Origin of the sequence: Micromonospora sp. NPDC000316 (genome assembly GCF_042898885.1) — a bacterium.
Taxonomy (GTDB): Bacteria; Actinomycetota; Actinomycetes; order Mycobacteriales; family Micromonosporaceae; genus Micromonospora.
This window is the reverse complement of the sequence record NZ_JBIAZG010000008.1, coordinates 1-20,213: the sequence shown is the minus strand read 5'-3', so window position 1 is coordinate 20,213 and position 20,213 is coordinate 1. Positions and strand designations below refer to the sequence as shown.

The 20,213-nt window shown below is 71.5% G+C and carries 17 protein-coding genes and 3 pseudogenes; 10 read left to right on the top strand and 10 right to left on the bottom strand.

The features are described from left to right. The first annotated feature begins 143 nt into the window (after window positions 1-143). Window positions 144-1,004 (top strand): serine hydrolase, encoded by an 861-nt coding sequence (locus ACFY2Q_RS17620; protein ID WP_387131325.1) that lies wholly within the window; start codon window positions 144-146, stop codon window positions 1,002-1,004. A gap of 58 nt (window positions 1,005-1,062) precedes the next feature. Further along, window positions 1,063-1,763: pseudogene (locus tag ACFY2Q_RS17615) on the top strand (lysoplasmalogenase). On the opposite strand, the gene ACFY2Q_RS17610 reads toward ACFY2Q_RS17615, so the two are convergent. Continuing rightward, entirely contained in the window at window positions 1,732-2,529 is a 798-nt protein-coding gene (locus tag ACFY2Q_RS17610; RefSeq protein ID WP_387131324.1) for a tyrosine-protein phosphatase, read from the bottom strand. The pseudogene ACFY2Q_RS17615 and the gene ACFY2Q_RS17610 overlap by 32 nt on opposite strands. A 44-nt stretch (window positions 2,530-2,573) precedes the next feature. Here ACFY2Q_RS17610 and ACFY2Q_RS17605 point away from each other — a divergent pair, with 44 nt between their 5' ends. After that, a complete protein-coding gene (locus tag ACFY2Q_RS17605) occupies window positions 2,574-3,671 on the top strand; it encodes a mandelate racemase/muconate lactonizing enzyme family protein (RefSeq protein WP_387131323.1) in 1,098 nt (365 codons plus the stop codon). Between the two features lie 59 nt (window positions 3,672-3,730). Beyond that, complete coding sequence (locus tag ACFY2Q_RS17600) at window positions 3,731-4,648, top strand: NlpC/P60 family protein (RefSeq protein ID WP_387131321.1); 918 nt, start codon at window positions 3,731-3,733, stop codon at window positions 4,646-4,648. Window positions 4,649-4,686: 38 nt separating this feature from the next. On the opposite strand, the gene ACFY2Q_RS17595 is transcribed toward ACFY2Q_RS17600, so the two are convergent. The 3 genes from ACFY2Q_RS17595 to pnuC form a co-directional block, all read right to left on the bottom strand. Next, window positions 4,687-5,685, bottom strand: a complete 999-nt coding sequence (locus ACFY2Q_RS17595; RefSeq protein WP_387131320.1) for a TerC family protein — start codon at window positions 5,683-5,685, stop codon at window positions 4,687-4,689. Window positions 5,686-5,997: 312 nt separating this feature from the next. Continuing rightward, a complete protein-coding gene (locus ACFY2Q_RS17590; protein WP_387131318.1) occupies window positions 5,998-7,122 on the bottom strand; it encodes an AAA family ATPase in 1,125 nt (374 codons plus the stop codon). Beyond that, window positions 7,119-7,775 carry a nicotinamide riboside transporter PnuC gene (pnuC, locus tag ACFY2Q_RS17585; RefSeq protein WP_387131317.1) on the bottom strand — a complete coding sequence of 219 codons (657 nt, stop codon included), beginning with the start codon at window positions 7,773-7,775 and terminating at the stop codon, window positions 7,119-7,121. The genes ACFY2Q_RS17590 and pnuC overlap by 4 nt, the downstream gene beginning before the upstream one ends. Before the next feature lie 92 nt (window positions 7,776-7,867). Here pnuC and ACFY2Q_RS17580 point away from each other — a divergent pair, with 92 nt between their 5' ends. Further along, window positions 7,868-8,161: an antibiotic biosynthesis monooxygenase family protein gene (locus ACFY2Q_RS17580; RefSeq protein ID WP_387131316.1), complete on the top strand. Its 294-nt coding sequence runs from the start codon at window positions 7,868-7,870 to the stop codon at window positions 8,159-8,161. 123 nt (window positions 8,162-8,284) lie between these two features. Here the strand turns inward: ACFY2Q_RS17580 and ACFY2Q_RS17575 are convergent, their stop codons facing one another. Beyond that, the gene (locus ACFY2Q_RS17575; protein ID WP_387131314.1) at window positions 8,285-9,142 is read right to left on the bottom strand and encodes a helix-turn-helix domain-containing protein; all 858 of its coding nucleotides are present in this window, start codon (window positions 9,140-9,142) and stop codon (window positions 8,285-8,287) included. 192 nt (window positions 9,143-9,334) lie between these two features. Further along, the gene (uvrB, locus tag ACFY2Q_RS17570; protein WP_387131312.1) at window positions 9,335-11,443 is read right to left on the bottom strand and encodes an excinuclease ABC subunit UvrB; all 2,109 of its coding nucleotides are present in this window, start codon (window positions 11,441-11,443) and stop codon (window positions 9,335-9,337) included. Window positions 11,444-11,743: 300 nt separating this feature from the next. Between uvrB and ACFY2Q_RS17565 the strand changes: the two genes are divergently transcribed. Then, complete coding sequence (locus tag ACFY2Q_RS17565) at window positions 11,744-13,522, top strand: hypothetical protein (RefSeq protein ID WP_387131310.1); 1,779 nt, start codon at window positions 11,744-11,746, stop codon at window positions 13,520-13,522. Between the two features lie 31 nt (window positions 13,523-13,553). On the opposite strand, the gene coaE is transcribed toward ACFY2Q_RS17565, so the two are convergent. Together coaE and rpsA are read right to left on the bottom strand one after the other, a co-directional pair. After that, on the bottom strand, window positions 13,554-14,735 hold the full coding sequence (coaE, locus tag ACFY2Q_RS17560) for a dephospho-CoA kinase (RefSeq protein ID WP_387131307.1): 1,182 nt from the start codon (window positions 14,733-14,735) through the stop codon (window positions 13,554-13,556). A 123-nt stretch (window positions 14,736-14,858) separates the two neighbouring features. Beyond that, complete coding sequence (rpsA, locus tag ACFY2Q_RS17555) at window positions 14,859-16,364, bottom strand: 30S ribosomal protein S1 (protein WP_387131306.1); 1,506 nt, start codon at window positions 16,362-16,364, stop codon at window positions 14,859-14,861. A gap of 508 nt (window positions 16,365-16,872) precedes the next feature. On the opposite strand from rpsA, the gene ACFY2Q_RS17550 reads away from it, so the two are divergent. The 4 genes and pseudogenes from ACFY2Q_RS17550 to ACFY2Q_RS17535 form a co-directional block, all read left to right on the top strand. After that, window positions 16,873-17,679, top strand: coding sequence for a class I SAM-dependent methyltransferase (locus ACFY2Q_RS17550; protein WP_387131305.1), 807 nt, complete (start codon window positions 16,873-16,875; stop codon window positions 17,677-17,679). Between the two features lie 56 nt (window positions 17,680-17,735). Continuing rightward, window positions 17,736-18,338, top strand: coding sequence for a Uma2 family endonuclease (locus ACFY2Q_RS17545; protein ID WP_387131304.1), 603 nt, complete (start codon window positions 17,736-17,738; stop codon window positions 18,336-18,338). 51 nt (window positions 18,339-18,389) lie between these two features. Beyond that, window positions 18,390-18,611, top strand: coding sequence for a DUF2945 domain-containing protein (locus tag ACFY2Q_RS17540; RefSeq protein WP_387131302.1), 222 nt, complete (start codon window positions 18,390-18,392; stop codon window positions 18,609-18,611). Next, a pseudogene (locus tag ACFY2Q_RS17535) lies at window positions 18,598-18,945 on the top strand (DUF3140 domain-containing protein); the annotation flags it as partial. The gene ACFY2Q_RS17540 and the pseudogene ACFY2Q_RS17535, both read left to right, overlap by 14 nt. 254 nt (window positions 18,946-19,199) lie before the next feature. On the opposite strand, the gene istB reads toward ACFY2Q_RS17535, so the two are convergent. Together istB and ACFY2Q_RS17525 are read right to left on the bottom strand one after the other, a co-directional pair. Beyond that, window positions 19,200-19,994 (bottom strand): IS21-like element helper ATPase IstB, encoded by a 795-nt coding sequence (istB, locus tag ACFY2Q_RS17530; protein ID WP_387131301.1) that lies wholly within the window; start codon window positions 19,992-19,994, stop codon window positions 19,200-19,202. After that, window positions 19,995-20,213: pseudogene (locus tag ACFY2Q_RS17525) on the bottom strand (IS21 family transposase); the annotation flags it as partial. It abuts the gene before it with no gap.

Here is a 20,213-nt window from a genome sequence, read left to right as displayed (position 1 = left end):
CGCCCGTCGGCGGGGGGGTCATCACCCCCCCCCCCCCCCCGGGGGGGGGGGGGCGGGGGGGCCCCCCCCCCCCCCGTCCGTTTTCCGACGGGGGTACGCCGCCGGGCCGCCCGACCCGCCGGTGATCCGCTACGGTCACCGGCATGACCTGGGAGGATCTCGACGCCCACCTGGACCGGGTGCCGGGCACCGTCTCGGCGTACGTGGGCCGGCTCGACGCGCCGCCGAGCTGGACCCGCCACGCGGATGCCGCCCACTACGCCGCCAGCACCATGAAGGTGGCGGTGCTCGTCGCCCTGCACCGCGCCGCCGAGGCCGGCACGCTGGAGTTGGACGGCGACGTCCCGGTGGTCAACGAGTTCGACTCGGCACAGCCCGGCGCGCCCCGGTTCTCCTGCGCGCCGCACTACGACAACGACGACGCGGTGTGGGAGCGGGTCGGCGGCAGCGCGCCGCTGCGCTGGCTCGCCGAACGGATGATCGTGCGGTCCAGCAACCTGGCCACCAACCTGCTCATCGGGCAGGTCGGCCTGCCCGCGGTCGCCGAGGTGTGGGCGCTGGCCGGGGCCCGGCACAGTGTCACCGGCCGGGGCATCGAGGACTTCGCCGCCCGCGACGCCGGCATCACCAACGCGGTCACCGCCGCCGACCTGGCCGCCCTGCTGGGCGCGCTGGCCACCGGGGCCGCGACCCCCGGCCGGCTCGCCTCGCCGGCCGGCTGCGCCGACATGCTCGACGTGCTGCTCGCCCAGGAGCACCGCGAGGACCTGGCCGCCGGCCTGCCGGAGGGCACCCGGATCGCGCACAAGAACGGTTGGGTACGCGGTGTGCGCCACGGTGCCGGCGTGGTGCTGCCCGACGACGCGCCGCCGTACGTGATCGCCGTGTGCACCACCACCGACCTGGCCGACGGCGGGACCGGCGGCGAGGAGGTCGAGGACGACGCCTGCCTGCTGATCGCCCACATCTCGGCCCAGGTCTGGGCGGCCCGCCACCGGCTCTGACGCCGGCACCCGCGATCCGGCTAGGCTGCTGCTCCCACCCCCACCCCCGGAGCCGCTGATGCCCCGCAGCCGTGTCCTGCTCGTCGCCTTCCTCGCCGTGACCGCGGTGAACCTGCTGGCCAACGCCGTCGACAGCGGTGTGGCCGAGTTGCTCAGCAAGCCACTGCTGATGCCGCTACTGGCCGCGTACCTCTGGCGGGCCACCGCCGAACGCGGCGCCCGTCCGGATCGGCTGGTGCTCGCCGCGCTTGCCTTCTCCACGGGCGGCGACGTGGCGTTGCTCGGCGACGGCACCGGCTGGTTCATCGCCGGCATGGTTTTCTTCCTCGCCGCCCACGTCTGCTATCTCGTGGCCTTCACCCGGCACGGCGCCGCTACCGCGCTGCGCCGTCCACCGCTTGTCGCGGCCCCGCTGGGGTACGCGGTGCTTACCGTCGTCGCGCTGGCCTGGATGTGGGCGGGGCTTACCGACGCCGGGCTGGCCATTCCGGTGGCCGGGTACGCGTTCGCGCTGGCGGCGATGGCCGCCACCGCCGTGACCCAGGGCTGGCGTGTCGGTCTGGGGCTGCGCTGTTCCTCGGCTCCGACCTGCTCATCGCCGCCGGGGTGGCCGGCGTGGCCCAGCCCTCCGGCGCGCCGGTGCTGGTGATGGCGACGTACGCGGCCGGTCAGGCGCTGATCGTCATCGGACGGGTCACACGTGCCGCCACGCCGCCCGGCGCGCCTGTCACTCCAGCAGTTGCGCCCGCAGCGCCGTGAGGATCTCGTCGGTAAGCCCCAGCCCGTCACGCAGGTAGCCGTCGAACGAGCCGTGCACCCGGCGCACCTCCTGGTAGCCGGCATCGAGGTATTCGTCCCGGACCTCCAGAACCGGCAGCACCGCGTCGACGTCAAGCGCGGGCTGTCGCCGCCGCATCGCCTCGATGAGCACCGCGCGGAGGCTGTCGGTCAGCTCGTTGTTGCGCAGGTATTCGGCACGGATGACCGCCTCGTCCACGCCGAGCGCGCTGAGCAGGATGGCGGTCAGCCAGCCGGTGCGGTCCTTGCCTGCCGAGCAGTGGTAGACCAACGGCAGGTTCTCCGGCTGGGCGGCAAGGCGTACCGCCGCGCCGAAGTTGCTCCGGGCCGCCTCGCCGGTGACGAACCACCTGTAGATCTCGGCCATCGCCCTCGCGGTGCCCTGCCGGGCCAGCTCCGCGTACGCGTCGAGATCGTGGCCGAGCAGCACCGCCGAGACGTACGTGAAGACCGGGTGGTCCGGGTCGTGGACCGGCAGGTGCACGATGCGCGGCTCACCTGTCAACCGGTCCGCCGGGGCGACGGCGATCTCGGAGTGGTCGCGCAGGTCGAGCACGCAGGTCGGCCCAAGCTTGGCGAGCACCGGCAGGTCCTCGTCGGTGAGCCGGCCCAGCGCCGGGGTGCGGATCAGCCGTCCGGGACGTACCCGCCGGCCGTCGGCGGCGACGAGGCCGCCCAGATCACGTGCGTTCGGCGCGCCGATCAACGCCCAGTCTCGCCCGGCCATCCGGTGTCCCCTTCCGCCGTGTCCTCGCGTATAGGGTGCCCCACATGACGATCTCGGCGGTACGCACCCACCGGGTTTCTGCCCCCTTACACACCCCGTTCGTGACCGCGCTGCGCCGAACGACCACTGTGGACACCCTTATCGTCGAGCTGGTCGACACCGACGGCCGGTCCGGCTTCGGCGAGGCCCCACAGGTCTGGCAGGTCACCGGCGCGTCGGTCGCCGGAGCGGAGGCGTGCGTCCGGGAGATGCTCGGGCCGCTGCTCACCGGACGCGATCCGGACGACCTGGTGGCCCGCTGCGCCGAGGTGCGACGCGCGGTGGTCGGCAACGAGGCGGCGAAGGCGGCTGTGGACGTGGCGCTGCACGACCTGGCCGCGCGACGACTGGGCGTACCCCTGGTGCGGTTGCTCGGCGGCACCACCCTGCGCGTTCCGACGGACGTGACACTTGCGGCGGGCGACGCGGTGGACCTGGCTGGGGCCGCGCGCCAGCGGCGGGCCGACGGCTTCGGCGTGCTGAAGCTGAAGGTCGGCACGGACGCGGCCGGCGACCTGGATCGGGTACGAGCGGTCCGGGCGGCGGTCGGCCCCGGCGCTCGGATCCGGCTCGACGCGAACCAGGGTTGGACGCCGCGCGAGGCGGTCCGGGTGATCCGCGGGATCGAGGACGCCGGGCTGGACGTGGAGCTTGTCGAGCAGCCGGTGGCCCGCTGGGACCTGGACGGGCTGGCCTGGGTCAGCGACCGGGTGTCCGTGCCGATCCTGGCCGACGAGGCGGTCTTCGGGGTCCGTGACCTGGTCGAGGTGATCCGCCGCCGGGCCGCCGACCTGGTAAACGTCAAGCTGGCCAAGTGCGGTGGGCTGCAGCCGGCGCGCACCCTGCTGGAGCTGGCCGGCGCGCACGGGCTCGGCACGGTGGTCGGCTCGATGATGGAGACCCAGGTCGGCATCGGCGCGGCGGCGAGTCTGGTCGCCGCGTACGGCACCACGGCGGTCTCCGACCTGGATGCCGCCTGGTGGCTGGCCTGGTCGCCGGTGCGGGGCGGCATCCGGTACGAGGGTGCGACGGTGATGCTGCCAGACGCGCCCGGCCTCGGCATCTCCGGTCTTGCTGAAGTAAAGATACAGCCTCGCGGTTGATGGCCGTTGGTTTCTTTCATAGAGTTTCCCCAGACAACCAACACGAGCTGGGGGTTGACGTGGAGCTCCAACCGGGCCGCGAGGCCCTCGTCCGGGTCGCGGTCGCGACGCTGTGGTCCTCCCCCGAGGCGGTCCGGCCGATCGACGGACCGGCGCTCACCGCCGGCGCCGACATCCCGGCCTGGGTCTCCGGCATGGACACCGACCAGCAGGTGGGCGACTGTGTGCTGAGCCAACTCCTGCTCGGCGAGCGGGTCCTGGTCAGCGAGCTACGACCTGATGGCTGGGCGCGCGTGGTCGCCATCGAACAACCGGCGGCCAAGCTAGATCCGCGTGGCTACCCGGGCTGGCTCCCGGCCGACCAACTGGTCGGTGTCGAGGGGGCCGTCACCGGCGACCCGCTCGTGGTGGACGCCACGGTCACCGGGCTGCGCTCCGACCCGGACGGCCCGGTGGTGCTGCCCGGCGTCGTCGTCGGCACCCGTCTCGTCCCGGCCGGCCCTGCGCGTGGCGGGTGGCGGCCGGTGCACGTCCCCGGTCGGGCCACGCCGCTCTGGCTGTCCGACAGCCAGCTCGTCCCAACGCCGGTCGGGCCACCCGACCCCGCCGACGTGCTCGCCGTGGCCCAGCGACTGCTGCACGTGGCCTACATCTGGGGCGGGCTCTCCGCGCACGGCATCGACTGCTCGGGCCTCGTCCACCTGGCCTGGCGCCGGTTCGGGGTGCTGCTGCCGCGCGACGCCGACGACCAGGCGGTGGCGACGAACCCGCTGCCGCTGGGCGCGGAACGCCCCGGCGACCTCTACTTCTTCGCCCGCCCCGGCCGCAAGATCCACCACATCGGCATCGTCACCGCCGTCGCCGGGGGTCGCGGCAGTCGGCGGATGCTGCACGCCTGCTACCGGCGGCGGCGGGTGCTGGAGGAGCCGATGGCCGCCGACCGCGCCGCGACACTTGTCGGCGTGCACCGGGTCTGACCGGCCGGGCGCCTCCTGGGCACCCGGCCGGCGTGGTTTCAGCGTCGGGCCTCGGTCAACTCGCGGCGCCGGTCCCGAGCGGACTTGACGAGGCTGGCGATCGTGGCGACGCCAAGCGTGCCGACGATGACCAGCAGGGAGAGCCAGATCGGGATGTGTGGCGCCCAGCCGACGTGCTCCCCACCGTTGATGAACGGCAGGTTGTTGTCGGCCAGCGCCTCCAGCACCAGCTTGACCCCGATGAAGCCCAGCACGACGGCGAGCCCGTAGCTCAGGTAGATCAGTCGGCTGAGCAGGCCGCCGAGCAGGAAGTAGAGCTGGCGCAGACCCATGAGCGCGAAGACGTTGGCGGTGAAGACCAGGTACGGCTCCTGGGTGATGCCGAAGATCGCCGGGATCGAGTCCAGGGCGAAGATCAGGTCGGTGGTGCCGATGGCGATCATCACGATCAGCAGCGGGGTGAAGAGCCGGCGACCGCCCTCGTGGGTGGTCAGCTTCGCGCCGTCGTACGTCTTGGAGATCGGCAGCGCCTTACGGCTCCACCGGATCAGCAGGTTCTCGGAGAACTCGTCCTCGTCCGGCTCGCCCTGACGCGCCAGGTTCACCGCCGTGTAGATCAGGAACGCCCCGAAGATGTAGAACACCCAGGAGAACTGGCTGATCAGCGCCGCGCCCGCAGCGATGAAGCCACCGCGCATCAGCAACGCCAGCACGATGCCGACGAGCAGCACCTTCTGCTGGTACTGCCGGGGCACCCCGAAGCGGGCCATGATGATCACGAAGACGAAGAGGTTGTCGACCGAGAGGCTGTACTCGGTGAGCCAGCCGGTGTAGAACTGCCCCGCCAAGCTGGCCCCGGAGGTCAGCCAGACGCCGACGCCGAAGAGCAGGGCCAAGCCTACGTAGAAGGCGACCCAGAGGCTCGACTCCCGCACACTCGGCTCATGCGGACGCCGTCCGATGATCAACAAATCGACGAGCAGCACCGCGGTCAGTGCGACGAGAGTTCCCGCCCACACGAGCCCGGACACGTCCAACGTTTCATTCCTCCGGCAGACACGCGGCGTCGGGCAAACCGTACGCCGCAGCGCGTGCCGATGTGCCTCTGTCGCTCACTCTGGTGACTGTCGGAGGTCTCTTCCGCCGCCGACCGCGAACGGACGGCGACCGACGAAACCGGGTCGGCGCCGACCATCCGGCGATCCGACCGTGCTGACGACTTCGTCGCGGGGGAATACTCCCCTCCTCGGGAACCATTCTTGCCCACCACTCGCCGTGATCACACTCCGGGCGGGCGGTGTGTGATCCGCCGCAGTGGCATCACACACCACCTCTAGCTTCCTAGGCAGCTAGCGTGGATCGGGTGCGGCGATCGGGTCCGCAAGAGTCCAGCCCGCGGCGAGCAGGGCGTCGCACGCTGCGACAGCCCGCGCCAGCCGCTCGACGTGTGACCCGGTCAGCTCCACCACCGGCACACCACAGCCGGCCAACTCGGCGCGGAACCGCCCGGTCATCCAGCTCCGCAGATGCTCGCCGTCGCGCAACCCGTCGTCGGCGAAGGGCACGCCCCGATGATCGGTCAACAGATACAACGCCGGACGCCGTGCCGCCGCCCGGACCTGCGACGACGCGCTGCCGAGGTAGCGCTCCTCCCAGACCGCGGTGGCCCGCGCGTCGGTGTCGCAGAACAGCAGCGGCCCCGACGAACGAGCCGCGGCGTCCTCAGCCGCCTGCTGCTCCCGGACCACCGTACGAAAATCGTCCCGATCCCAACTGACGTCGAAGACAGTCGCCGACCGTGAGACCTCCCGGAGCCGGGCCAGCTTGCGGGCTGTCAGATCCCGCCCGAACTCCGGCACCCAGACCGTGCCGTAGTGCGCGGCCAACGCCGCCGCCATCGTCGTCGTACCTGTCGACTCGGCGCCGACCACCACCACCCGCCGGACGAACCAGGCACGCACCGGCGGGCTCAGCCACCGCCAGTGACCCGCCGGGTCCGCGCGCACCGCCGTGCCCGACACCGGCACGGTCCGCCGATCCGGATCCACCGACACGGGTACGGCGTCGAAGCGGCGCGCCAACTCCACGCCGTACGCCTCAGAGGAGAAGACCGCGTCCACAGGCCCCGGCCCGACCGCCGCGCGGAACACGGCGCAGTGCGCGTCCCAGACCGCCGGGTCCGCATAGTCCACCGGGTGGTCGTCATAGCGCCCGACGAACCGCACCCACGGCGTGTCGGCGTGCACCTCCCGCAGCCAGCCCAGCCGCACCGCCAGCGGGATGGACTCCCGGCGCGACGGCGCCACCACCACCGTCACCGCGGCGCAGCGGGCGGCGGCGGCCGCGATGAGCGCGTGGTGCCCGGCGTGCGGCGGATAGAACTTCCCCACCACCATCCCGTGCCCGAACTCGGCCGCCGACGCCCGTGCCCTCTGCTCCGGCGCCGACGGACCCTCCGGTGCCCGCCCTGTCACGCGCTCACCGGCGACGGGCCGGGTGCGACAGGGGTCGGCGGGTCGAGCCGGCGCAAATCGGCCCGCCAGGCGCGCAGGCCCAGCACGCACAGGGCGAGGAAGACCAGATAGAGCCCGGCGGTCAGGTGCAGCCCCTTGTATGCGTACAGCGGGATGTAGATCAGGTCGGCGGCGATCCACAACCACCAGCTCTCCACCCGCTTGCGGGTCTGCCCGTACGTGGCGAGCAGCGACAGCGCCGTGGTCAGCGCGTCCGGCAACGGCACCGTCGAGTCGGTGGCCCGGTCCAGCAGGGTCCAGAGTGAGCCGGTGAGCAACACACCGACCACTGCCAGCACCAGCCACTCCCCCCGCCCGGTCCGGCTCACCGTCAACCTGCTCCGGCGCTCGCCGCCGAACAACCAGTGCCACCAGCCGTAGCAGCCAAGCGCGACGTAGACGACCTGGAGCCCGGCATCGGCGTACAGGCCGGCCGTCCAGAACAGCAGCATGAGCAGCAGCACATTGGCGATGCCGACCGGCCAGTTGGCGATCCGCTGCCGGGCCACCAGCCACACGTTGAGAACACCCGTGGCGAACCCCAGCAGCTCCGCCCACGTGGTGCCGGTCCCGGCCACCTCGAACGCGGTGCCGGTGAGCCAGTCGATGATCACGATGCCCTCCCCGGGCACCACCCTAGGGGCATCGACGGGCCCCGCACACACCCCGTGACACACGGGCTCCCCAGCCGTGGGAGGCTTCCCCCATGGTGCTAGAGGTCGCGCTGATCGACGTACTGCCCGGGCACGAGGACGCGTTCGCCGCCGCGTACGCCAAGGGTCACCCGGTCCTCGCCGGGACCCCCGGCTGCCGTTCGGTGCGGATGACCCGGGGCATCGAGTCCCCGACCCGGTTCGTGCTGCTCGTCGAATGGGACTCGGTCGAGGCGCACGAGGAGAACTTCCGGGCCACCGACCGGTTCGCGCAGTGGCGCGACCTGATCGGGCCGCACTTCGCCGGGCCGCCGCTCGTCGAGCATTTCCTCGACGTGCCGGCCTGAGCGGAGCTGTCGTACCCCCCGCTTATCGTGCGCACCGCACGCGTCGGTCCCCGGTCCCGACGGGCTCGGGGGCGCCGGGCCCGGTGACCGCGCGGCGTGCCGCCGTGCGCGTCACCCGACGGCTCACTCGCCGACGCGCCGGGCCAACGCCGTGACCGTCTCCTCCGGTGACAGAGCAGCCGCCAACAGCGCCTCGGTCATCCGCTCGTACCGCTCGACGTCGAGCGTCGTCGCCAACCGGACGTCTGTGGTCAGCGCCTCAAGCATCACCGTGCGCGGATCCTCCGGGTCGGGAAAGGCATACCACGAGTACGGCGTGAGCGGATGCAGCCCGTCGCCGGACGCCCCGCGCGGCAGCAGCCGCACCGTCACGTGCGCCAGCCCGGTCACTACCACCAGATGGCGCAGCTGCTCCCGCCAGACCGCGACCGGCAGGTCACCCGGCTCGCACACCGCCTCGGCGAGCACCGCCGTGTAGCGGGGCGGGTCGGCCCGGCGCAGCACCTCCTGCCGCAGCCCCCGGGCGCGCACCTCGGCCTCCACGTCGACCTTCGGCGTGACAAGGGCGCCCGCGGCGACCCGGGAACGGGCGTACGCAGGTGTCTGCAGCAGCCCTGGCACGACCGCCGGTTGGTACTCGACAATGTGCGCCGCGCCCGCCTCCAACTCGGCGTAGACGCGCTGGCGCTCACTCATCTCGCCGAGCGTCTTCCACCAGCCACGGCTGGTGGCGGCGTCCCGTGCGATCACGATGAGCGCGTCCCGGTCCGTCACCGGCACCTGGTAGGTGTCGAGCAGGTCCAGCACGTCGGCGAGATCCGGGCGGCTCTGACCCAGCTCGATGCGGGACAGCTTCGACGTCGAGGCCCAACCCAACCGGTCGCAGACCTGCTCCAGGGTCAGCGCCTGACGTCGGCGTAGCTGGCGCAGCTCGGCGCCGAGCCGTGCGCGTCGAATGACAGGACTTGTTGGCAACGGCATCCCGGCCTCCCCATCGAGGGAGCGTACGCAGGGCGATCACCCAGTGCAATAGCTTGCTCGCACACCGCAATCAAACGGTCGATGCGGCGAACCTGTCGAACGGCCCTTAGCTGCCGTTCGACAGGTTCTCGACAGTGCTCGCCGAGTCGCACCGACCGGACCGCCCCTGTGGATGCCAGCCGGCCCGGGTGATCACTTCACGCCGGCGACGTCCATCCCCCGCAGCTCCTTCTTCAGGTCGGAGACCTCGTCGCGGATGCGCGCCGCCAACTCGAACTGCAGCTCGCGGGCGGCTGCCAGCATCTGGTCGTTGAGCTCCTGGATGAGCTGGGCGAGGTCGGCGCGGGCCATGCCCTCCCGGGAGGTGGTGGCGACAGCGGACCGGCTGCGGCTGCGGGTCTCCTTGACCGGCGCCTTGCCCCGGGAGAGCTGCCGCGCCGCACCGCCGACCCGGGAGTTTTCGGTGTCCTCCGCCTCGCGGTAGATGTCGTCCAGAATGTCGTGGATCTTCTTACGCAGCGGCTCGGGGCTGATCCCGTGCGCCTCGTTGTGCGCGATCTGCTTGGCGCGACGCCTGTCGGTCTCGTCGATCGCCGCCGCCATCGACGGAGTGATCTTGTCGGCGTACATGTGCACCTGGCCGGAGACGTTACGGGCGGCCCGACCGATGGTCTGGATCAGGGAGCGACCGCTGCGCAGGAAGCCCTCCTTGTCGGCGTCGAGGATCGCCACAAGCGACACCTCCGGCAGGTCCAGACCCTCGCGGAGCAGGTTGATGCCGACGAGCACGTCGTACTCACCCTGGCGCAGCTCGCGCAGCAACTCCACCCGGCGCAGCGTGTCGACCTCGGAGTGCAGGTAACGCACCCGGACGCCGTTCTCCAGCAGGTAGTCCGACAGATCCTCGGCCATCTTCTTGGTCAGGGTGGTGACGAGCACCCGCTCGTCGATGTCGGTGCGCAGCTTGATCTCGTGCATGAGGTCGTCGATCTGGCCCTTGGTCGGCTTGATCACGACCTGCGGGTCGACAAGGCCTGTGGGCCGGATGACCTGCTCGACGAACTCGCCCTGGGCCTGCTCCATCTCCCACGTGCCGGGGGTCGCGGAGAGGTAGACCATCTGGCCGACCCGCTCCAGGAACTCGTCGAAGCGCAACGGCCGGTTGTCGGCGGCACTGGGCAGCCGGAACCCGTGGTCGATGAGCATCCGCTTGCGCGACGCGTCGCCCTCGTACATGCCGCCGATCTGCGGGATCGTCACGTGCGACTCGTCGACGACCGTGAGGAAGTCGTCCGGGAAGTAGTCGAGCAGGCAGTGCGGCGGGCTGCCGGGCAGCCGACCGTCCATGTGCATGGAGTAGTTCTCGATGCCGGAGCAGAAGCCGACCTGCCGCATCATCTCGATGTCGTACGTCGTGCGCATCCGCAGCCGTTGCGCCTCCAGCAGCTTGCCCTGCCGCTCCAACTCGGCCAGGCGCTCGGCCAACTCGGCCTCGATGTCGCGGATGGCCCGCTCCATCCGCTCCGGGCCGGCCGCGTAGTGCGTCGCCGGGAAGATCACCAACTGGTTGACCTCGCGGACCACGTCACCTGTCAACGGGTTGAGGTAGTAGAGCTTCTCCACCTCGTCGCCGAACATCTCGATGCGGACCGCCAGCTCCTCGTACGCCGGGATGATCTCCAGCGTGTCGCCGCGGACGCGGAAGGTGCCCCGCTGGAAGGCCATGTCGTTGCGGGTGTAGCGGATGTCGACAAGCCGCCGCAGCAACTGGTCGCGGTCGACCTCCTGGCCGACCTCGACCCGGATCGCCCGGTCGAGGTATTCCTCAGGGGTGCCCAGACCGTAGATCGCCGAGACCGTCGCCACCACGACCACGTCGCGGCGGGTGAGCAGCGACATCGTCGCCGAGTGCCGCAGCCGCTCGACCTCCTCGTTGATCGAGGAGTCCTTCTCTATGTAGGTGTCGGTCTGCGGGATGTAGGCCTCGGGCTGGTAGTAGTCGTAGTACGAGACGAAGTATTCGACAGCGTTGTCCGGCAGCAGCTCGCCGAACTCCTTCGCCAGCTGCGCGCAGAGCGTCTTGTTCGGGGCGAGCACCAGGGTCGGGCGCTGCAACCGCTCGATCAGCCACGCCGTGGTGGCGCTCTTGCCGGTGCCGGTCGCGCCGAGCAGCACCGTGTTGCGGTCGCCGCGTCGAACCCGCCGCTCAAGGTCGTCGATGGCGGCCGGCTGGTCACCGGCCGGCTGGAAGTCGCTGACGACTTGGAAGCGACCGTCGAGCCGAGGAATGTCGAGCGCCATGACCTCAACGGTACGCCGGAGGTCCGACAGGTTCCGGCCGTCGCGCAGGCTACGTGATCGGCTTCGATATTCTCATTGTGTGGCGCATGTCACCAGGACTACCCTCTTCATGTAGGCCGCTCGCGGCGGCCGACCGGGCCGGTGGCCGAGCCGTCATCACGGCCGGCCGCCCCCGGCACAGCGGTCGCAGCACCCGGCCCATCCGGCGTGCGCACCCGTGTGGTCGCGCTCACGGCGCAGACCGGCCGCCGCGAGCGCCCCTGCTCGTCACCCCAGTGCCGTCCCGCCCGTTTCACATCCGTGGACACCTCTGCGACCCCGGCACCCGAGCCCGATCCCGGGGACCCGCCCCGGCGCCACCGCACCGGCACCACAGGCGGCCGACGCGGCACCGGTCGGCCTGGCACCGGCCGACGCGGCGCGGACACCGACGCGGGCCGGCCCGGCTCCGGTCGGCACCGCGGCGGTTCGGCGAGCGCCGCACCCACCACCACCGGTCGATCGGCGGGTGCTCCCGCCAGCGGGCGCACCGACACCAGCGGGCCCTCCTCCCGGACGAGCCGCACCGCCGACGCCAGCGACGTCACCGACACCGACGCGGATGCCGTCGGGCCGTCCCCGGCGAGCCGCCGCCGGCGTACGGTGCTGCTGCTGCTCGGGCTGACCGCTGTGACGTCCGCGACGGCGCTTGTGATCGGGCTGCTGAGCTGGGCGCCCGACCCTCCCGAGCCGGCCCGGCCGCTTACCGTCGCGGAGGCCGAGCGACTGGCCGCGATTCGGGTCACCAACCTGCGGGACCTGCGCTCCGGGGTGCACGTCACGGCCGGCACCGGTGCCGCCCGTACCGAGCTGGTGGGGTGGGTGGACTGGTCGCGGCCCCTGCTCTACCTGGACGTGGGCGGGCCGGGGGCGGGCGCCGACCGGGGTCTGTTGCAGAGCACCGGGTCGGTGCTGGTGATCCGACCGGACCCGACGGCCGTGCCCACCCCCGCCGCGCCGCCACTCGTGCCACCTCCGGACCGCTGGCGGCTGCACCGGCTGACCCCCGGCGCGGGGCTGGCGCCGGTCCTCGACCTGCTCCGGGGCCTTTCCGCCGACCGTCCGGACCCGGCGGACGGCGACGCCCGTTGGGTCGCCCGGGAGGTGCTGGCGGCCGGGCCGGTGGACGTCGTGTCGGCACCGCTGCACACCACTACCGCGCCTGCCCCGGCCAGCGCCACGCCAGCCAGCAGCACCACGCCAGGCAGCAGCGGAACACCAGCCGGCAGCACCGCCGAGGCCGCGCCAGAACCGTCGACCCGCTACTGGCTGGACCAGGATGCGCGGCTGCACAAGCTGACGACCCGGCTGCCCGGCGTCGGTCCCGTCACCGTGCTCCTCAACCGGGTCGACCGGCCCACGCTGCGCCCGGTGGACGCGCTCGGTGGCCGCCCCGGTCTGCCCCGCGCCCTGACCGACGCGGAGCAGCGGCGGGTGGCCCGGTTGCCGGTCCGACTACGCGCCCAGGGCGGCGCGACTGTGACGCTGAGCGCGCCGGTGGGCACGGACACCAACCTGCGGGGCTCGGGCTGGTTGAGCTGGACCGCCGGCACCGCGTACCTGGCCGTCGCCGACCTGGGCGCACCCGAGCGCCGGACCCTGCTGCACCGGGCCGCGGCAGGCCTGTCCCGGACGGACGTACCGGCCGAGGCCAGTGGCGGCGGCACCGCGGAGACCCCGGGCCGACCGCCGCTTCCGGTGCCCGCCGGAACGTGGCGGCCCACCCGGTCGGCCCGGGACGACCTGGACCTGCTTGTCGACGCCGCGGTGGCCGCCGCCGGGCCGGTGGCGCAACGCGGCGCGGCCCTGCGGATACGCGAGGACGTCGCCGACGGGCGGATCGTGGACGTCGTGGAGCTGCGCACGGCCGCCGCGCGGCTGCGCTACTGGATCGAGCGGGACGGGTCGCTGCGCCGGGTGGAGCTGCACACCGGCGCCGGCGTGTGGGCACAGCTGGACCTCAGTCCGGCAGTGGTACCCCGCCTCGACCCGCCGCCCACCGCCCGAACGGGCAGCCCGCCACGGCCGGGCGTCCGCTGATCCACCGACCACCCGACGCGCCGCCCGGGTCTCAGGGCCGCCAGCCGGTCTGCGCGGCCCACTGCTCGGCCCGCAGGTACTCCTCGTCGAACCAGGGATCGCGGGCCGTGCCGGAGCCGCCGACGTCCGGTGCCGCTTCGACCAGATCCCGCTTGAGCAGCAGGTACGCGGCGCGCTGATCCGGGTCGGCGCGCAGGTGGTCGCGCATCAGCAGCGCGTACCGCCAGCCCGGGGAGTCGGCCGCCCGCACGTGCAGGCGCACCGGCCGGCCCGGGTCGGCGCTGCCGTGCAGCCGCTTCTCCCACCGGCCCTGGCCGGCCGGACGCGGATCGTCCCACCAGTGCCCCGGCACACGGGGAAACCCGGCGTTCGCCAGCCGGTCGGCAAGCACCCCGTCGGCGTCGGCGAGGGTGGGCACGGCCACCTGCACGTCGATGACGTCGGCGGCGGCCGAGCCGGGCACCGCTGTCGCGCCGATGTGGTCGATCCGCAGGTCGGCCGGGGCGAGCGCGTGCCGGATCCGAGCGGCCAGCCGGGCGTACTGCTCGGGCCAGATCGGGTCGCTCGTCGCCACCCGGCCCTGCTCTGGCGCGACCACCCGCCGTTGCCGCAGGTTGTGCGCGTAGGGCTGGAGCCGCTGCCGCCACAGCGCGTCGACGGCGGCGTGCAGCGCACCGAGGCTCGCGTCGTTTGTCAGCACCACGTCCGCCGCCGCGCGACGACGCGCGTCGTCGGCCTGCGCGGCGATCCGCCGCTCGGCCTCCGCGCGGTCCATCCCCCGGTTGCGCGTCAGTCGCTCCAGTCGGGTCGCGACGGCCGTCTGCACCACGACCACCAGGTGGTACGTCGGCGCGAGCCCCACCTCCACTAGCAGCGGTACGTCGTTGACGACTATCGCGTCCGGCGCCGCCGCGGCCATCAACTCGGCGGTACGGGCGCGGACCCGGGGATGGGTGATCGCCTCCAGGCGGCGCCGGGCGGCCTCGTCGGCGAACACCACAGCGCCCAGCGCGGCGCGGTCGAGCGCGCCGTCGGCGTCCAGCACCCGCTCAGAGAAGGTGGCGACGATCTCGGCCAGTCCTTCGGTGCCCGGTGCGACGACCTCCCGCGCGACGCGATCCGCGTCGATGAGCACCGCACCCAACTCGACAAGCCGCGCGGCCACCGCGCTCTTGCCCGACCCGATACCGCCGGTCAACCCCACTCTCAGCACCCGACCAGTCAACCGGATCACGAATGCCGCCGCCAAATCCACCCCCGTACGGCGGGTACGGCGAGGGCCCCGCCCCCGACGATCCGAAGATCGTGGGGACGGGGCCCTTCGTCGTTCAGCGGGTCACTTACCGCCGGCGAGCTTCTCCCGCAGTGCGGCGAGCGCCTCGTCGGTGGCCAGCGTGCCGGCCGGCTCCTCGGCCTGCCGGCTCGGGGCCGGGCTGGACGAGGAGGTGGTGCCACCGCCGCCGCCAGCGGCCGGAACGGCCGGAGTCGGGTTGGCAGCAGCCTCGGCGTCGGCGGCCCGAGAGGTCTGCACCTGCTTGGTGTGGGCCTCCCAGCGCTGACGGGCCTCGGCGTACTGGTTCTCCCAGGTCTCGCGCTGCTTGTCGTACCCCTCGAGCCACTCGCCCGTCTCGGGGTCGAAGCCCTCCGGGTAGATGTAGTTGCCCTCGGCGTCGTACGTCGCGGCCATGCCGTAGAGGGTCGGGTCGAAGTGCTCCTCGCCCTCGACGAAGCCCTCATTGGCCTGCTTGAGCGACAGCGAGATCCGGCGACGCTCAAGGTCGATGTCGATGACCTTGACCATGACCTCGGAGCCGACCTGGACGACCTGCTCCGGGATCTCCACGTGGCGCTCGGCCAGCTCGGAGATGTGGACCAGGCCCTCGATGCCGTCGTCCACCCGGACGAACGCACCGAACGGCACCAGCTTGGTGACCTTACCCGGCACGATCTGCTGGATCGCGTGGGTGCGGGCGAACTGCCGCCACGGGTCCTCCTGCGTCGCCTTCAGCGACAGGGAGACACGCTCGCGGTCCAGGTCGACGTCCAGGACCTCGACCTCGACCTCCTGGCCCACCTCGACGACCTCGGACGGGTGGTCGATGTGCTTCCAGGACAGCTCGGAGACGTGCACCAGACCGTCGACGCCGCCGAGGTCCACGAACGCGCCGAAGTTGACGATCGAGGACACGACGCCCTTGCGGACCTGGCCCTTCTGCAGCTTGTTGAGGAACTCGGTGCGCACCTCGGACTGCGTCTGCTCCAGCCAGGCCCGGCGGGACAGGACCACGTTGTTGCGGTTCTTGTCCAGCTCGATGATCTTGGCCTCGAGCTCACGCCCGACGTACGGCTGCAGGTCACGCACGCGCCGCATCTCGACAAGGGACGCGGGCAGGAAGCCGCGCAGCCCGATGTCGAGGATGAGGCCACCCTTGACAACCTCGATGACCGAGCCGCGGACGACACCGTCCTCGTCCTTGATCTTCTCGATCGTGCCCCAGGCCCGCTCGTACTGCGCCCGCTTCTTGGAGAGGATCAGACGACCCTCCTTGTCCTCCTTCTGGAGGACCAGGGCCTCGATGTGGTCACCAACCGTCACAACCTCGGCGGGGTCCACGTCGTGCTTGATCGACAACTCCCGAGAGGGGATGACACCCTCGGTCTTGTAGCCGATGTCGAGCAGGACCTCGTCCCGATCGACCTTGACGACGGTGCCTTCGACAATGTCGCCGTCGTTGAAGTACTTGATGGTCTCGTCGATCGCGGCGAGGAATGCCTCCTCGGAACCGAGATCGTCGTGGGTGACCCGGGTGGCGCTCGAGGGGGCCTCGATGCTGCTCGTCATGTGGGCGGTTGCTCCGGTCGGTGGGTTGTCACAGCAGGCTGGTGTCGCAGTGACCTGTTCGCGCCAGCGGATCCGTCGCCGGGCACACCGAACGATCGCCTAGTGAGATCATGATGTGCTTCGTCGACCGCGCACCTGCTCCCTGCCGAGACACACGATCCGCGAGCGCATCGTCTAGCCTACCGTGCGCATTACCACAGCGTGCAAGCCCTCCCGTCTCCTCGCCGTGTGACGACCTGCGAAAGCCGAACAATCGCCCGGAAACCACCACTCGTGTCTCCTGTGTCACAGCGGCCCCAGCCGCCCCGTCGAGCCGCCGCCGCGAGGGTCCGCCGCGCACGCCCCCACATGATCGACTCGGCTTCCTGGAAACCGGGGTGTCCCACCGGCCCGGACACCGCGACGTCACGGAAACCGAGTCGATCAAGCCGCCCTGGCGCGAGGAGTCCCGCAGATCGTTGGACGCGCCGCCGTACCCAATGGGGTGGGTGGGGCCTAGCGTGAGCGCGTGGATGACGACAGCCGGGTTACCCGGCGCCGGGTAGGTGACGCCGAGGCCCGGCGTGCGAACCGCGGCTGGTGGGACACCGACGCCGACGACTACCAGGCTGAGCACGGCGCGTTCCTCGGCGACGTGGACTTCGTCTGGTGCCCGGAGGGTCTGCGGGAGGCCGACGCCCGGCTGCTCGGTGACGTGTCCGGGCGGCGGGTGCTGGAGGTGGGTTGCGGGGCGGCAGCCGCCGCCCGCTGGCTGGCCACCCAGGGCGCCCGGCCGGTCGCCTTCGACCTGTCCGCGGGCATGTTGCGGCACGCCGCGCAGGCCGCCGACCGCAGCGGGGTACGCGTGCCGCTCGTGCAGGCCGACGCGCTCGCCCTGCCGTTCGCCGACGAGTCGTTCGACACCGCCTGCACCGCCTTCGGCGCGATTCCGTTCGTGGACGACTCGGCGGCCCTGCTCGCCGAGGTGCACAGGGTGCTGCGGCCCGGCGGCCGGTGGGTGTTCTCGGTGACCCACCCGATGCGGTGGATCTTCCTCGACGACCCGGGCGAGGGCGGGCTGACGGCGGTGCACTCCTACTTCGACCGCTCCCCCTACGTGGAACAGGACGAATCGGGCGTGGCCACCTACGTCGAGCAGCACCGCACGCTCGGCGACCGGATCCGCGAGCTGGTCGGCGCCGGGTTCCGACTGCTGGATCTCGTGGAGCCGGAGTGGCCGCAAGGACACGAAGGGATCTGGGGGCAGTGGAGCCCGCTGCGCGGCAAGCTCTTCCCCGGCACCGCCATCTTCGTCACCGAGAAGCCGCTCGGCTGAGCGCGTCGCACCCGCGGTCCGACCTGCGTCGCATCGATGGCCGGTACGCTCACACCATGAGCGCCGAGCCCATCCCGACATCACCTGGCCCCTGGTGTCCGGACCCGATGCGGCAGCAGCGTGCCGACTACACGCTGGAGGACCTGCTCGCCCTGCCGGACGACGCGCCCCGCGTCGAACTCGTCGACGGAGTTATCCAGGTGACACCCTCCCCCACCCTGGGCCACCAGAACATATCCAGCATGCTCTGGCTCTGGCTGCACAACCACGTGCCGACTCACCTCGGCGCCGCGCAGTCCGTCGGAGTCAGGCTCAGCCACAACACCAGTCGACAGCCCGACGTACTGCTCTATCGCGCCACGGTGCCGCCTGATCGGTCCATGCTGCGGTCGGAGGACGTCGTGCTCGCCGTGGAGATCGTTTCGCCAGGCACCCGACGGATCGACAGGTTCGCCAAACCCGGCGAGTACGCCGCCGCCGGCATCCCCTTCTACTGGCGGATCGAGCAGGATCCGGTGCACGTCTACGCGTACCGGATCGGTGAGCGGGTCGGCCCGGGCGGCGAGCGACAGTACGAGTTGGCGGCCGACGGCGCTGACGTGATCGAGCTGACCGAGCCTTTCGAGATCAAACTGCCGATCACCGAAATCACACCGTAGTCGGCGGTTCGGCTACCGTTTCGCCCCCGGCGGTGCCGGGTAGCCGGGCGTATGGCCGAGCAGAGGGAATTCCGCGAGGGTGACCACGTCTCCTGGGCCAGTCACAGCGGCCGGGCGCGCGGCGTGGTCAGGGAGAAGCTGACCGATCGGACACACGTACGCGGCCACACCGTGAACGCGACCGAGGACGAGCCGCAGTACCGGATCCGCAACGACGACTCGGGCCGCGACGTGGCCCACCGCCCCGAGGCGCTGCGTCATGAGCAGAGCTGACGATCAGGGCCGGGACACCTACCGGGAGTTCACCGAGGCGGTGAACATGAAGCCCGGCGAGCTGTCGTCCTGGCTGGAGACCGACGAGTCGAAGCAGGTCGGCTGGCACAAGGGTGGCCACTCCGGTGGCGGCGAGTCGGTGGGGCACGACTCCGGGCGCAAGATCGTCAACCTGCTGCGCCGGAAACGCGACGACCTGTCCGAGGGCGACTACAAGCACATGCGCAAGGTTGTCGGCTACGTCCGCCGGCACATGGCCCAGCGCCCCTCGGGCAACGTCCGCGACACGAGGTGGCGCTGGTCCCTCATGAACTGGGGCCACGACCCCCTGAAGTAGCCGGTCATGCCGGCCCCGCCGCAGGGCGACACTGAGCGTGAGGTCCACCCGGGGCGACACTCCGACGACCAGCAGCAGCCCCGCCGAGCCCGGCGCTCCGCTCCCGCGACCCATGCAGGACCACCCTCCGGGTCTTTCATCGAACGAAGGAATCGTTCACCAGATGAAGCTGAGGGAAGACCCTGTCAACGGCGGACTGGAACTGACCCCCTAGCGACGGATTGGGATTGACCCCCCGGAGGTCGTTTGTCCTACTTGTCGCGGTCTTTCGCGAGGAGTTCTCGGCGGGCTTTGGTGCGGTAGGACTCGCCTGCGAGGGTGAGGACCTCGGCGTGGTGCACGAGGCGGTCGATCATCGCGGCGGCGACGACTTCGTCGCCGAAGACCTCGCCCCACCGCCCGAACGGCAGGTTCGAGGTGACGAGTATGGAGCCGGTCTCGTAGCGGGATGCGACGAGTTGGAAGAAGAGGTTCGCCGCGTCGGTGTCGAAGGGGATGTAGCCGACTTCGTCGACGATGATGAGCTTGTAGCGGCGGATCTTCTTCAGCTCGGCTTCCAGGGCGCCGGCGTGGTGGGCGCGGGCGAGTCGGTCGATCCAGTTCGTCGCGGTGTCGAACAGGACCGAGTAGCCGGACTGGGTGGCCTTGATCCCGAGCCCGATCGCCAGGTGGGTCTTGCCCAAGCCGGGCGGGCCGAGGAGGATCACGTTCTCCGCCTTCGGGATGAACGTCGCCGTGGCCAGGTGCGCGAGCACGTCCTTCCTGAGGCTCGGCAGGTGGTCGAGGTTGAAGTCTTCCAGGGTCTTGATCGCCGGGAAGTGCGCGGTGCGGATCCGCATCGTCGTGCCGGCGGACTCTCGGTCGGCGACTTGCCGTTCCAACACGGCGGCGAGGTACTCCTCGTGCGACCAGTTCGCCTCCCTGGCCTGGTCGGCCAAGATCTCCCAGGTCCGCCCGATCGTGGGCGTCTTGAGGACTCTGGTGAGGTAGGCGAGCTTGGATCCCAGCCCGTCCGGCGTCGGTGTGCTCTTCGTTGTCGTGGTCATCTACTTCCCTTCGACTGCGTTTTCCTGGACCGCCTCGGGGCCGGGGCGGGGGTCGAAGTCCACGCCGAACAGGGCGTCGTAGTCCGGCAAGGCACGGATCGCCACGACGTGCCCATCAGCGTGGGAACGAGTCGAGGCCTGCCGCCGGCGGGCGGCCAAGTCCTGGCGCAGCAGCCGGGCGGTGGCCTGATGCTCGGGATCGGTGATCGTGCGGGCGTG

Coding starts and splice junctions, on each gene's coding strand:
- ACFY2Q_RS17620 (WP_387131325.1), top strand. CDS start 144: ATGACCTGGGAGGATCTCGACGCCCACCTGGACCGGGTGCCGGGCACC.
- ACFY2Q_RS17610 (WP_387131324.1), bottom strand. CDS start 2,529: ATGGCCGGGCGAGACTGGGCGTTGATCGGCGCGCCGAACGCACGTGAT.
- ACFY2Q_RS17605 (WP_387131323.1), top strand. CDS start 2,574: ATGACGATCTCGGCGGTACGCACCCACCGGGTTTCTGCCCCCTTACAC.
- ACFY2Q_RS17580 (WP_387131316.1), top strand. CDS start 7,868: ATGGTGCTAGAGGTCGCGCTGATCGACGTACTGCCCGGGCACGAGGAC.
- ACFY2Q_RS17575 (WP_387131314.1), bottom strand. CDS start 9,142: ATGCCGTTGCCAACAAGTCCTGTCATTCGACGCGCACGGCTCGGCGCC.
- uvrB (WP_387131312.1), bottom strand. CDS start 11,443: ATGGCGCTCGACATTCCTCGGCTCGACGGTCGCTTCCAAGTCGTCAGC.
- rpsA (WP_387131306.1), bottom strand. CDS start 16,364: ATGACGAGCAGCATCGAGGCCCCCTCGAGCGCCACCCGGGTCACCCAC.
- ACFY2Q_RS17545 (WP_387131304.1), top strand. CDS start 17,736: ATGAGCGCCGAGCCCATCCCGACATCACCTGGCCCCTGGTGTCCGGAC.
- ACFY2Q_RS17540 (WP_387131302.1), top strand. CDS start 18,390: ATGGCCGAGCAGAGGGAATTCCGCGAGGGTGACCACGTCTCCTGGGCC.
- istB (WP_387131301.1), bottom strand. CDS start 19,994: ATGACCACGACAACGAAGAGCACACCGACGCCGGACGGGCTGGGATCC.